Here is a 13,755-nt window from a genome sequence, read left to right as displayed (position 1 = left end):
AGATTCTCACAATGTCATTCAATGCAATCGCAGATTTTTGATAATGGCTCTGTTAAACGATTATGTTGATATTTGAATAAAACGAACTCTTGTTCTATAATAGTGATTTAAATAAGAACAAAAGTGAGTGGTTTCAAATGGCATTGACGGACATTATTAAGGAGATTCAAAAACTCAATACCGTAGATCAACTTCGTTTGAAAGAGTTTTTTACAAAATCTCTTGCCACATTTTCAGCTAGTAAACCTATTTTTAAAGAGGTGTCCGAACAGAAACATAAAGACGGCTACACTTGCACTCACTGTCATTCGAATAATGTTGTCCGATTCGGAAAGTATTCCGTTAAAGTAGGAATGAAAACAATGGAACGGCAGCGTTATCGCTGTAAAGATTGCGGTAAAACCTTTACCGATGTCACGAATACCCCTTTGCGGGGTTCGCACCTTCCTCACAAATGGTTGGATTTTATTCAGTGTATGATTGAAGGCTACTCTTTACGCAAGGCATCTGAGCTGATTGAAGTCCATTATGTCACCCTTTTTTATTGGAGGCATAAGATTTTATCAGCTTTGAAACAAATGGATTTTGACCAATTTTCTGGTATTGTTGAAATGGATGAAACCTATTTCCTATACTCTGAAAAAGGGGAACGAAATTTAAATGGGCGTAAAGCTCGCAAACGTGGTGGTGCTTCTCAATTCCGTGGCATCAGTAAAGAACAAGTTTGTGTGCTGATTGCCAGGGACCGTCAAAAACTGACTTATTCCAAAGTCTTAGGACAGGGACGTATTGTAAAATCCCGATTGGATAAAGCAATCGGCTCCAAGCTATCCAAATCGAATATCCTTTGTACAGATGCGTGGCGAGCATTTAAAACCTATTCGAAAGACAAAGGACTAGAGCATTATCCTTTCAAATCGGATGGAAAGGAACGTGTTAAAGGGCTTTTCCATATCCAAAATGTTAACAACTATCATAGTCGTCTGAAAGGCTGGATGGACCATTTTAATGGCGTGGCAACCAAATAACTCAACCATTATTTGAGTTGGTTTCAATTCTTGGATGTAATTAGATTCCGTAATGATTCTACAACGGTAAGCAAAATGGTGATTGATAGTTGTCTATTATCTACCAATGCTACTTATGATAAATTAAGATTATCAACATTTAAGTTATAACTTGCCTTATGGGGACGGGTGAATTTTAGAGAAATGTTAAAAATAACCTAAGTAGGAGGTGAGAAATTGAAAAAACAATATTTTGTTCAATTCTCAGACGATAGTATAAAAGATGATTTTGCCCTTCCGAAAGATATGTTTAAATCAATGGATGTCGGAATTAGAGACATAGATACGGACTTTCTTTATACATTGGCTCAAAATATGTTCAGCTTTCCTGTATTCTTTGTGCTGGAATCTGTGATTTTTGAACATATTGAAAAGATTATTTTGGAAAGGAATATCCCTTACTATAAGTTTGCTTCGGACGGTATTATTATCAAAATTGATTCGGTTGACACACTAGAAGTGATTTGTAGTAGTACGGTTGATTTAGTTTTAAATGGATTGAGCGTGTTTATTTTCTTTGGACAAGGACTTTCTGAAGGGAATTTAGTCCCAACAAGAAACTGGGATAAACCTATTGAATTTAAAAATCCAGATTTTGAAAAGGTCGATACATTTATTGATGTACACGAGGTTGGACTCACTATATTTAGTAAGAATGACAAATACAACTCCCCTAAAAAAATTACACACTTTATATCAAAAGCCTACTCGCTTGTTTTGGAGAACAGCGACATTTAATTAGCTTAAATAAGAACAAAATCAAGGACCTTGATTGAGGTCCTCAATTTGTATTAGCTTATATCAACAATATTATTTAACAGAGCCTTGATAATAAAAAAAGAGGGAATATCCCCCCTCTTTCTATATCATATTATCGTTGTTATATACCCTATGTCCCCAAAGCTACAAGTTTGATGACCTTCCCTTCCTTATTGCTTTTGCTGCTCGTGCAGAACACAATCATTCTTCCCGATGATATGGTTAATCAGGAGGATAACAAGGGTGTAACCGCACCGATATAAATATTTTCTATTTCCTCATGGATTACCGATAGATACCAGACAGTTGTCGTAACTATTGCAAAGAGCATTCCAATACTGCACCTCGGCCACTGCTAAAAGGCTGGAAATAAATCAGCAAAACAACAATGACGGCTAAAGTGATTCTTAATGCCCTAGCAAAGCTGACCGTGCTTAATATAGCTGGAGCAAAGAGCGCAATGTAATGGGAATCGGCCCTATAACAATTGTAGCAGTCCTGGCAAATCGCAGTGATTTCTATTCATTATTTCTTTAATAAAAATTGGTTATAGAAGAGTACTGGAGTTAAATCACCAAAAATCACTTATTGTTTTCCATCACCCTTCTCAGTTAATCTTGGATTTTTCCATTAATGACAACACACTTGCCATTTGTAGGTTGCTTTATCATCCTTCCATCCTTGATGTATACAGTGTAAGTATTATTGACTTTAGCATCTAATCTTGCTAGGTCTCCCATTCCTGCTATGATATTTTTAACCGCTTCCCTCTTCAGGTTATTCATAACTTGCTTTTTCCATTGTTCCCGTTTGTTTTTTTGTATATTTTCATCAACCATCAGGATCCCATCCTTCTTGTTTGATTTATGTCTTTTCAATAATATTGTATTATTTTTTTATCATCTTGTTACCCGTATGCTTTTCCTTATTAAGTTCTTTTATGTATAACATCACAGGTTACCGTAAAATGAAAACACATACGAGTATAAGGGATATAAATAAAATGGCTCACGCTAGGATAACAAGAAAATACATAAAAACAGGATGCAACGGAACGTTGCACCCTGCCTGAAAAAGGGGTTTGCTTCATTTCGAATCAGCATAAATTCTCTGCGATAAACACCTCATCTACATTAGAGTAAGAACTGGTATCTGACTAGAGTTTACCATCCAAAGCAACCATCCCCTATATCTTAAAAGTTTCATCAACTTTCAAAGCATAAATGACAATTATTGAATGAGTTTTCTGCTTTTACGTGCAAGAGAACCATCTCCTTGCTCGAATCGATTTTTTAATGAAGCTACCTGTAGTTAAGTTAAACGTCTTTAACTAACACCTCATTTACTATATGATGTGAATCATACGTAATCAGTAGCCCCTTCTTCTTTATTTATAATGACCATTAGCGGTAAAAAAATAACTGGTTGTTTATGGATATCGAGAATTGTTTAAAATCAATTTATAGCTATATAATGAAAAACTCATTAGTACTCTTTATAACGATTTTCAGTAAACATAAAAAGGCATTTAATGGTAATTTAAGTGGAAATCTTAGCAATCTCAATGACATAAAAATGTTTTGTTCCCTAACTATTCTTTTTAGCACATTAATTAGTGGTATTAAAGCTAAACTAAACAGACAAACTCTACTCTACAACTGAGCTCAACTCTGTCAGTTGAAATGGCGGGAAATGAGCAAAAATAAAAAGGCCGCAAGTCAGTTAGTTTTCCGACTTTCTGGGACAGGCCCTTGCATTCTTTACTTTATCATTAATATAGAAAGGACAAAGCGAATAACCTCGCTTTGTCCTTACCTCATAGCATTATGAAGATTTGATTATTGCGCTTTCAAATCTGCACGATAATCGTCTATAATCGCTTGTATCTCCGGATTTGCCGGAACATTTGTGACGTCGTAGAGGAATCCATTGGATTCGACCAAAGTCATTTTGGCGTCAACGACTTCAAAAGTCAAATTCAGGCGGCCCAAATAATGTTCTTGTTCTCCGCCAGCTTGAGTAATTGGCACCATCACCTCTCCGTTGAATTCGTATTCGGGAGTTTCGATGACCTTGTGTGTATCTGCCCCGATTACCGCTGAAACTCCGGAAACCTGAGCCAGCTTATGGTCTTCAGGATTTCCGGCATGCGAAAGGACAATGTTAACGTCTGACTTTTCACTCACTTCAGGAAGCAACGCATTCAAGGCTTGAACCGGTTCGATGAAATCGAGGTCTGCAACATCATCCCAACCGCGAATTTCCGGCTTCATCGATGTGAGGCCGATCATGCCGACTTTAACGCCATTGAAAGCAAAAATCTTCCAAGGTTTTACATTTTGAATGTACTTTCCTGTTTCCCTGTCAATTACATTACCAGTAAGGATAGGGAAATTCACGTTGCGGTGGTAATCTTTTAACTGTTCATTACGGCTGTCCGGTGTGCCCTCCCCGACAGGGTAAACGCGGAAGTCGTTGTTTCCTAGAGCCATCGCATCATAGTCCAAAGCTTTCAAAAGGGACGTCTCCAACTCTCCTTGACCCGCCTGAAACTCGCCGCGCAGGAAGACATCCCCGCCATCGACGAGAAACACATTCTCCTCTTCATTGCGCACATTTTCAATGATGGTGGCATACTTCGCAATAGAATTGTGATGAAGGGTTCCATCATCCAGCGAGACGATGTCATCCAGATGACCATGAAAGTCATTCGTCTGGAGAATGGTGAGTTTAAACTTCTCTCCCTCCTTGAGCTTTTCCTCCGCATCTGCCGTAACGGGCTTTGCGACAAAAACGGCAGCCATCGCCAGCGAAAAGTAGCCCATCAAAAATATCTTTCCCATTTTTTTCATACTATTTCCTCCAAGCAAATTGCTCTATTAAGTTGTAAAACAAGTTATTTAGTTTCCGGTCTTTTCGGATTTCTCAAGACCTACTAGTTTATTTTTCTCTTCAGAGTTAGTTTTTTCTTCTTTGTCATGGCTGATCAAGTCATTTGTTGCTTTTTTAAATTCTTTTAAAGTGTTTCCAAAAGCACTTCCGATTTCCGGTAATTTCGAAGGACCAAAAATGATTAACGCAATGACTAGAATGAGAATTAGGCCGGGGATTCCGATACTAGATAACAAACGTCTCACCTCCTATACCACGATGGTTTGATAGTACTCAAAAAATGCGTTCATTACTTATAAAATTGGCATACCATGACGCTCTAAAGCTGCTGCTTCTAATATAGACATACCTTGTTCTTCTGCGAATGCAGTAAGTTTATCCGAAACAACAGGTGCAAGACTTGCTGGCGGTTGAGCCTGGTTCATAGCTCGTCTACGGGTAGAATTTCTGCGTGCAAATGGTCCCCAAATCGCGAAGGTAATACCTGGTGTTTGCATATTTACAAAGAAAGTATTTCCATCTGGAGAAAATGTAGGGCCAGCAAATTCAGAACCGTTCATCATATTTTCAGCAAAAGTATAAATATTTCCTTCAGGAGTTAATCCGACAATACGATCATTACCGCCACCATCTTCGGCGATCCAAAGATCTCCCCAAGGAGTGATTGTAATGTTATCCGGTGCTTCTAAATCATTTTTATCAGTAGACTCATAGAATAGTTCTAAGGTGTTTGTCGCTGGAGTGTAGCGATAAACACGGCCAAGGCGTGCTGAACCTGCACTTGTATCATCAAACCATAAAGTACCTTCAGAAAAATAAGCCCCTTCTAAGCGGCTAAACTGAATACAGCCTTTATCCTTAGCATCTTGCTGTGCGATTTCAGGATTTAATTTTTTCCAAACAATCCCGAATTTTTGTCTAGTACTAAATTGACTTGCAGCAGCAGCTGGTAATTCATCAATCGCTGCTGCTTCAAGTGTACCGCCCTTTTGCAGAGAACCTAGTTTTTGACTTCGGTCATGTGGGGTAAAACGGTACAAGAAGCTTGGACTTGCGTCTTCGGTTAAATACCAAATTCCTGTTGAAGGGTCAACATGCCCAGCTTCATGGGAGAAATAACCCATATCACGGATCGGTGTTCTTGACATTTCGTTTTCAGGATCAAGCGGATTTACTTCAAATACAAAGCCATGTCCCATATCACGAGTTTCTTCCATTGTTAACCAAGTGCCCCAAGTCGTAGCACCACCAGCACAGTTACGGATTGTACCTGAACTTGATACATACTGATCAATGACCTTGTTATTTTGTCCAACGATTAATGTGGTTGTGCCGCCGGCAGCACCAGCACTCCAAGGTTTTTTTCCGTTTACAGGGTAATCCGAATTTGTCCCATTTTCATGGTTTCTTACAAGAATGGTTGTACCCTTCTCTCCTTTATAGGCAGCCATTCCATCGTGGGCAGAAGGGACAAGGTCACCATTAGGCATGATATCACCAGTTCGTGAAAGCATTTTGTAATGAAATCCCCTTGGCAGATCAAGAACTCCATTTGGATCTTTTACTAGTGGGCCATAGCCACCAAATCCACTTGTTGGATTGCTGGATTCCGCAGCAAATCCTTTTGTAGCTCCCGCAAGAGAAAATACCCCTGTTGAACCAAGTGTTAATGCTAATGTACTCATTCCGCCAACTTTTAAGAAATTACGTCTGTTTAAACCGCTATTGCTAGATTTCATCAACATTACCTCCAAAAAATCTTTTTTAGGGATGCTATATTCCTTATAGCAAACTCTACCCTTAAAATTAACAGACCATTTTAAATGCTCTGTTAAACCCATGTGATTTTATTCCTTCACATGAAAGATAAACCAAAAGTCATGGTTTATTCGAAAACAAAGGAGGTTATAACGACATTTATAACATGTAAAGGATGGAAATTGGTGGAATTAGTCAAAAATGGAGAAAAAACTAAGGATTTTGTCATAAAAAGAATGATGCAGAATATTAAAGCTTATTAATAGTTTGTAAATATAAGAGATACACTATGACAAACTAGTTAACCGATTAATTCTACCCGAATCCAATAAAATTTTTGAAAGGGGTATCGGTTAAAGACATGCTATATAATTGATCTAGAAATATTCTAGTTGTAAACCTACTCCCACTTACTCGCATGTTTTGAATTACTGCCATTTTTCAAAATGTTAAATACTAATAATTTAAAAATATCCATCAGTCTCAAGCATATGCTCATATTTACATGCATGATAACTTTTTAATTCGTATAATAGAATAAATAGGAATCAAAGTGAGTCTAATTTACAAAAGGAGGGAGCAGATTTGTTCTGTGGAACCAAAAGGCGAAGAAATAAACAGTTTAGCATTAAAAGTCAAAGAGATTATTCAATCTTCAGGATGTCAAAATGAAGATGTAATCTTTCTGTGCATTGGTTCAGATCGATCGGTTGGGGATTCATTGGGCCCTTTAGTCGGGACGATGCTAAAAGAACACACGGTGCCTTATCGTGTTTACGGTACCTTGGAAAATCCCGTTCATGCATTTAATTTAAAAGAGACGTTGAAAGAAATTAAAAAACAATTCAAAAGGCCTCTTATTTTTAGTGTGGATGCTTGTTTAGGGGATCAAAACCAGGTCGGTTATGTTTTCTTGAAGGATGGACCTCTTGTCCCAGGGAAAGCTTTAAAAAAAGTATTACCTGAAGTGGGAGACTATCACATTATAGGAATGGTAAATTATATAGATCCGCTGCCAACGATGCAATTTTTAAATGATACTCGTCTTTACACGGTTATGAATTTGGCGAATAAAATCGTAAAAATCATTACTCAAGCGACCGGCGAGACTTCTAGACCTTATTAAAAGAATGGGCTGTCCCAAAAACCACTAATAATAATTGGTTTTGGCACAGCCCTAATTTTTTAAGTTCGAGAATTTAATTGATAACGTTATACTTAAATAATAGCCCCTGTCAAGATAGCAGTAATAATAAGGACTAATGAACAAATTAGAGCCCATTTAAATGCATACCGCTGTAGTTCCCCGATATCTGTCTTTACCATCCCTACCAGTAAAAGAGTCGAGGCCACGAGTGGACTTAAGAAATGTACAGGCTGCCCCAGTACGGAAGCTCTGGCAATTTCTAAAGGACTCACACCATAAGCTTCTCCTGCTTCGGCAAGAATTGGCAAAACACCAAAGTAGTAAGCATCATTTGATAAAACGAACGTAAATGGCATACTTGTGAACGCAACGACCATCGGTAAAAAAGAGCCTAAAGAATCCGGAATGATGGCCACTAATGAATTTGCAATGGCGTCTACCATTTTCGTTCCGGAAAAGATTCCTGTGAAAATACCAGCCGCAAATACTAATGTAACAACGGTTATAGCGTTTCCTGCATGTGACCCGATTCGCTCTTTTTGCTGCTCTAAATTAGGGTAATTAATGATCGAAGCAAGAACAAACCCGATTAGAAACAACACCGGTACAGGTACTAAGCCCATTACAAGTACGACCATGACTGTGAGCGTCAACAAAAGATTGACCCATATTAATTTAGGGCGCTTTAAATCGTCTTGTATGGCGGAAGCTACAGCTGCTTCAGCAAGAGCCCCTTTCATTTCAGGTGCAGATTTGATATAAACAACGCCAAGCCTTTTGCGCTCTTTTTTACCAAGTACATAAGCGGTAAAAAGAATAGCTGCTATTCCTGAGAATAGTGTTGGGATAATCGGGACAAAGAATTCATTTGCATCCAGACCTAATGATGCTATTGCTCTAGTTGCAGGTCCTCCCCAAGGAGTCATACCACTCATAATACTGACAGCCAGCATAGAAATAGTGGCAAGAATAAGTGGATTCATACCAAGTCGTAAGTAAAGAGGCAGCATGGCGGAAATCGTAATCATATGAGTCGTGGTACCATCACCATCCAAGGCAACGGTCATTGCGATTACCGCTGTTCCTATCGCTATTTTAACCGGATCCCCTTTTACGATTTTCAACATAGTTTTAATAAGTGGATCAAATAATCCAGCGTCAATCAGAACTCCGAAAAACAAAATAGCGAACAATAGCAAAGCGGCTGAAGGTGCGACAACCTTTAATCCATCGAGCATCATATCTCCGAGCTCTGGACCAAATCCGCCAATTAATGCAAAGATAATTGGAATGACTACAAGAGAATTAACAGGTGATAACCGTTTAGACATGATTAAATAAGTAAAGACAACGACCATTGAAATTCCAAGTAAAGTTAGTATATTAATCCCTCCTATTAAAGAAACCGCTTACAAATTGGATAAAGAGTTTTGAATAATTAAATATTACATATTATTTTCTGCTTCCCTGTTGCTTTGTTTTCTATTTTTAGAATAGTTCATATCATTAAATAAGTGAAATACATATTTTTTGTACTTTTCCGAAAAAAAAACTTATAATCCACTTTATATTAAATTAAGAAATCCAAAAAGCACAATGAAATTGTCAATAATTTCATTGTGCTTTTTCGTTACAGATTGGAATTTTTATTCAAGAAATCAATAAAGTTTTTCACAGTAGAGAGTTTTAATGAATCCTGGTTATACATTAACCATGTATTTCTTAACACCGGCTTCCCATTTTTGTAGGATAACCCGTATGTATGCAAATTATCTGACGGCTGCAGGCATATTTCCGGCAGAATGGAAACACCAAGATCATTTTTGACCATCTCTTTGCACGTCTCCTGCCGATCCGTTTCCATAGTTACAAATGGTGGCTCTGGGAATCTATCATGCCACCAGCCATTTATTAAGTTTTTTAAAGAACTGTCGGTCTTATAATTTATGAATGGAAGTTCCGGCAAATTATCCAAGTCTACCTCTTTCTTAGAAATTAAACAAAGTCTTTCTTTATGCAGTAATGATTTGATTCCATACCATTCATAATTTCCACGCAGTATGCCTAATTGAACACTAGAGGAATCCAGAAGATGCATGATTTCAGTACTCCACCCTGTATTCACATTAAATTGTACATGAGGATATTGTGTTGAAAACTTTTTCAATATTTCTGGTAGTTTATATTGGGCAAAGTTGCTGGAAACGCCAAGCCTTAACGTTCCTCTTACCTCATTTTTCATATTCAGCATATAATCTTTCGTTTTTTGCAACTTTTTCACCATTTCTTCCGCATAGCCCGCTAAATGTATCCCTTCTGAAGTGAACTCAATGCCTCCTTTTATTTTGAAAAATAGGTTTGTGCTAAATTCTTTTTCTAAATTTTTAAGCCGGTACGTTAGCGCCGGCTGCGATATATATAAACGCTCTGCGGCACGGCTAATGTTTTTTTCTTCATATAGTACCCTTATCGCAATCCAATCTTTTTCGTCCACTTAACCATCTCCTGATTTTCGGATTATAAGTTTTTTTATCATTTTTTCCAAAAAAATATGTATTTTACTTATGAATAAACATATCATACTATATTTTCAAAGGAACCGGTAGTGCTATAAATATTGATTTGAGAAAAGGTGGTTATACAATGAAAGTACCTGTAGTTGTAATGCGCGGCGGGACAAGTAAAGGTGTGTTCCTTAATTTTGAACATATGCCTTCGAATCCCTTACACTGGGAGGATTTCTTACTTGACGTGATGGGCAGTCCGGATCGGAGACAGATCGATGGTCTTGGAGGAGCGAATTCATTGACAAGTAAAGCAGCGATTATCAAAAAGTCAGAATCACCAGAATTCGATGTGGAATATACATTTGCTCAGATCAGCATCGATAATCAAATGGTTGATTTTAAAGGAAATTGTGGAAATATTTCATCTGCTGTAGGACCTTACGCAATTGAGCAAGGATTAGTCCCTATACAAGAACCTGTTACAACGGTGAAAATTTTTAATGTGAATACACAAAAACTGATTATTGCAGAAGTAGAGGTTGAAAATGGACATGTGAAATCAGAAGGATGCTGCTCAATACCTGGGGTGCCTGGTAAAGGATCACCTATTTATCTTTCTTTTACTCGTGCAGAAGGAGCAGTTACAGGAAAACTTTTCCCTACAGGAAATCCGATTGACATGATTAAAACCAAGGATAGGCTAATTCAAGTTTCAATTATTGATGTTGCCAATCCACTCGTTTTTGTAAGGGCACAGGATATTGGTCTAAGCGGAACCGAATTACCCAATGATTATTCACAGGAAAAATTAAATGAACTGGAAGAAATCCGGTCAATTGCAGCTGAAATGTGTCAATTTTCCGATAAGAAATCAGCTACTGTCAAATCTCCTGCTGTACCTAAAATGACTCTAATTGCTCCTCCTATGGATTACGTCGATCTAAACGGATCTGAAAGAAAAGCGTCAGAGATGGATTTGATGATCCGGATGATGTCAATGCAAAAGCCCCATCAAGCGCTTGCCATTACAGGAGCCATCTGTGCAACAGCAGGGGCTTACTTACAGGATACGGTTTTATCTGAGATGGTGAACATTAAACACGAAATTTTCCGATTAGCCCATCCTGCGGGGATAATGGAAACAAAGGTTGATTTCTTGGCAGGACACATACGTGCTATTAAAGTGGTACGCACAGCAAGAATCATTTTGGAGGGATACGTGTACACGAAAAAAAATTACGAGCATTCCTATCAATTAGCTTGATTTGAATTGATCTGCAAATTACAGCAAAAAATTTTCTATCACTTGGAGGCTTGGCAAATGTGGGTCATCACTATCTTTTTAAAGGAAAATATTAAAATATTTGAATTTGACACTGAAAAAGAAGCGAAAGAAATATTCAAAAATATGAAAGGCACTAAAATTCTTTCCGAAATAGTTTACTTTAATGATCCTTGTTTTGTATAAGTGAGACTTCAAAAGAGCCCAAACTCTAATGTATTTCACCTAAACCCTGTCTTCAAATTTAATGATAAACTAGGATTGAGAATATAAGTGAATTTCCCCAGATAAGCTAAACCACCTATACAAATTAGGGTACAGATACAGATTTTTATGGTTACTATATTATTTAAAAAAAGCTAATTACTATCTATTGTTTAGAGAAAAATACCAATATACAAATCCCTCCCCTTTTTCATGCTGAATTTTAGCATCGGAGTGATAAACAGCAATATAACTGGTAAATCTTGATAAGTTAGAACTGACTTCATAAGCGTTAATGCCTGATCCTTTCAAGCTGGTGCTGAACTCGAAAAGCTAGTACTGAAGAGCCTTATTGTCCGGCCATCAGGACGCTTAAAGCTATACAATCACTTCATCTGAAAAAACTCCAATAGATAAACTGTTACTAAGTTTGACCTTTTATATTCCTATATGATATGAGTTTTAGTCAAAGCATAAAGACATTAAATATGTTAAAATACCAAACAGCCAAGGACTTTTTAAGCCTTGGCTATTTTTCATTCTTCTACTTCACGTATCTATTATTTTTTGGACACATTCTTATCTAATAAACCATTCAAGGAAAAGACTCAGTGATTATTGATCGTTTCAACCTTTTCTTGAGTATAGCGTGCTGCTGATGAACCAGCTAATTTGCCAAAGACTGCTCCAGACATTAACCCGGATCCACCAGGATAGTTTTCATAAAAAATCCCCCCAATCATTTCACCAGCCGCAAAAAGACCTTTTATCGGTTGTTCTTCTTTGTCTAACACATGACCCGTTGTATCTACATGCAGACCACCGAACGAGAAGGTGATACCGCACGTTACAGGGAAAGCATAGAATGGACCTTGCTCAATTCGAAGTGCCCAGTTGGATTTAGGAGGGGTAATTCCTTTCGTTCCTTTGCCATCTTTCTCTGCCGGTCTATACTCGCCATCTTGTACCGCACTGTTATACTCTTCGATCGTTTTTAGAAATTGTGTTTGATTGACCGGCAGTAAACTAGCCAACTCTCCAAGCGTATCTGCTTTATAAATAGTCGCTTCTTCAAGGTCATATTCTTTACGCAGCATCGGGCGTACCTGTGCATCATAAATTTGATATGCCACATGTCCAGGCTGTTTTAATACCTCACGGCCGTATTTGGCATAGGTGTAATTTCGTAAATCTGCTCCTTCATCAACAAACCGTTTCCCTTCATTATTAAGCATGACGCTGTACGGATAAGAATGCTTTTTAAAAATATCCCCCGGCTTCGTGAAGTCCCCTACTTTTGGCGCATTATAATCTGTCCCAATAGAATGACATCCAGACCACTGCCCGAATTTTTGAGCCCCCACTGCCATAGCCATGGAGATGCCGTCTCCTGTGTTGAACTCGGTTCCACGAACAATAGCCGCTTCCCATTCTTCACCAATATTTTCACTTCTCATTTTCTTATTGGCTTCAAAGCCGCCACAAGCCAAAATCACACCGGATGTCTGAACAGTTACCATTGTATGACCCTTCTCAACAACGACACCGGTTATTGTGTTATGCTCTGATACAAGCTCCACAGCACGTGAATCGTACCAAACGTCGATGCCAATGTCTTCTGTCCGCGCAAATAGCTGTCTCATTAAGCCAACGCCTTTATCCTCCGTTTTGATAGGCAATCCTCCCCAGAAATTGCGCTTGCCAGCTTGTACGAAAGATTGATTTTCATAATTCAATTCAAATTTTATTCCCTGATCACGCATCCACGCAATTGTTTCATATGATCTAGAAACCAGCTGCTTTGCTAACTCAGGATTACTTTGTCCACCTGTTACTCGCATTAGATCATTGTAATAATCGGATTCCGTGTATTCAGGCATTACAATTAACTCGGATTCTTCATCTGTTAATTCAGGTATTATATTTCTGATTGCGTCTAAATTATTGTATGCAACACGAATGGCTCCATCCGTGAAGAAAGAGTTCCCTCCACGCTTTTCCACTGGTCCCCGTTCTAATACAAGAACTCTAGCACCTCCCTCTTTTGCTGAGATCGCGGCACATAAAGCTGCGTTTCCTGCCCCTACTACAACTACATCATAATTTTGTGTATTTGACATTTTTACCCCTCCTGTTAAG

General features: G+C 38.1%; 11 protein-coding genes and 1 pseudogene. 5 read left to right on the top strand and 7 right to left on the bottom strand.

The window, feature by feature from the left end:
• Positions 1-137: 137 nt before the first annotated feature.
• Both ACSR9O_RS05735 and ACSR9O_RS05730 read left to right on the top strand, forming a co-directional pair.
• Positions 138-1,178: pseudogene (locus tag ACSR9O_RS05735) on the top strand (IS1595 family transposase).
• A gap of 66 nt (positions 1,179-1,244) precedes the next feature.
• A complete protein-coding gene (locus tag ACSR9O_RS05730; protein ID WP_491724111.1) occupies positions 1,245-1,805 on the top strand; it encodes a hypothetical protein in 561 nt (186 codons plus the stop codon).
• Positions 1,806-2,437: 632 nt separating this feature from the next.
• Here ACSR9O_RS05730 and ACSR9O_RS05725 read toward each other — a convergent pair.
• From ACSR9O_RS05725 to ACSR9O_RS05710, 4 genes are all read right to left on the bottom strand, one after another.
• Complete coding sequence (locus ACSR9O_RS05725; protein WP_101221766.1) at positions 2,438-2,665, bottom strand: hypothetical protein; 228 nt, start codon at positions 2,663-2,665, stop codon at positions 2,438-2,440.
• A gap of 999 nt (positions 2,666-3,664) precedes the next feature.
• Entirely contained in the window at positions 3,665-4,678 is a 1,014-nt protein-coding gene (locus tag ACSR9O_RS05720; protein WP_491724110.1) for a bifunctional metallophosphatase/5'-nucleotidase, read from the bottom strand.
• A 48-nt stretch (positions 4,679-4,726) separates the two neighbouring features.
• Positions 4,727-4,954 carry a twin-arginine translocase TatA/TatE family subunit gene (tatA, locus tag ACSR9O_RS05715; protein ID WP_101221764.1) on the bottom strand — a complete coding sequence of 76 codons (228 nt, stop codon included), beginning with the start codon at positions 4,952-4,954 and terminating at the stop codon, positions 4,727-4,729.
• A gap of 57 nt (positions 4,955-5,011) precedes the next feature.
• Complete coding sequence (locus ACSR9O_RS05710) at positions 5,012-6,559, bottom strand: alkaline phosphatase PhoX (protein ID WP_491724109.1); 1,548 nt, start codon at positions 6,557-6,559, stop codon at positions 5,012-5,014.
• A 509-nt stretch (positions 6,560-7,068) separates the two neighbouring features.
• Between ACSR9O_RS05710 and yyaC the strand changes: the two genes are divergently transcribed.
• Entirely contained in the window at positions 7,069-7,602 is a 534-nt protein-coding gene (yyaC, locus tag ACSR9O_RS05705) for a spore protease YyaC (protein WP_230176480.1), read from the top strand.
• A gap of 92 nt (positions 7,603-7,694) precedes the next feature.
• Here the strand turns inward: yyaC and ACSR9O_RS05700 are convergent, their stop codons facing one another.
• Positions 7,695-9,005 carry a CitMHS family transporter gene (locus ACSR9O_RS05700; protein ID WP_230304141.1) on the bottom strand — a complete coding sequence of 437 codons (1,311 nt, stop codon included), beginning with the start codon at positions 9,003-9,005 and terminating at the stop codon, positions 7,695-7,697.
• 248 nt (positions 9,006-9,253) lie between these two features.
• Positions 9,254-10,117: a LysR family transcriptional regulator gene (locus ACSR9O_RS05695; RefSeq protein ID WP_034313052.1), complete on the bottom strand. Its 864-nt coding sequence runs from the start codon at positions 10,115-10,117 to the stop codon at positions 9,254-9,256.
• A 149-nt stretch (positions 10,118-10,266) separates the two neighbouring features.
• Between ACSR9O_RS05695 and ACSR9O_RS05690 the strand changes: the two genes are divergently transcribed.
• Together ACSR9O_RS05690 and ACSR9O_RS05685 are read left to right on the top strand one after the other, a co-directional pair.
• A complete protein-coding gene (locus tag ACSR9O_RS05690) occupies positions 10,267-11,394 on the top strand; it encodes a 2-methylaconitate cis-trans isomerase PrpF family protein (protein ID WP_491724108.1) in 1,128 nt (375 codons plus the stop codon).
• Positions 11,395-11,451: 57 nt separating this feature from the next.
• On the top strand, positions 11,452-11,598 hold the full coding sequence (locus ACSR9O_RS05685) for a hypothetical protein (protein WP_202190542.1): 147 nt from the start codon (positions 11,452-11,454) through the stop codon (positions 11,596-11,598).
• 626 nt (positions 11,599-12,224) lie between these two features.
• Here ACSR9O_RS05685 and tcuA read toward each other — a convergent pair.
• A complete protein-coding gene (gene tcuA, locus ACSR9O_RS05680) occupies positions 12,225-13,736 on the bottom strand; it encodes an FAD-dependent tricarballylate dehydrogenase TcuA (RefSeq protein WP_491724107.1) in 1,512 nt (503 codons plus the stop codon).
• Between the last annotated feature and the right edge of the window lie 19 nt (positions 13,737-13,755).

This window comes from Peribacillus sp. B65 (genome assembly GCF_058513295.1).
This window is presented reverse-complemented; position numbering and strand designations above follow the sequence as displayed.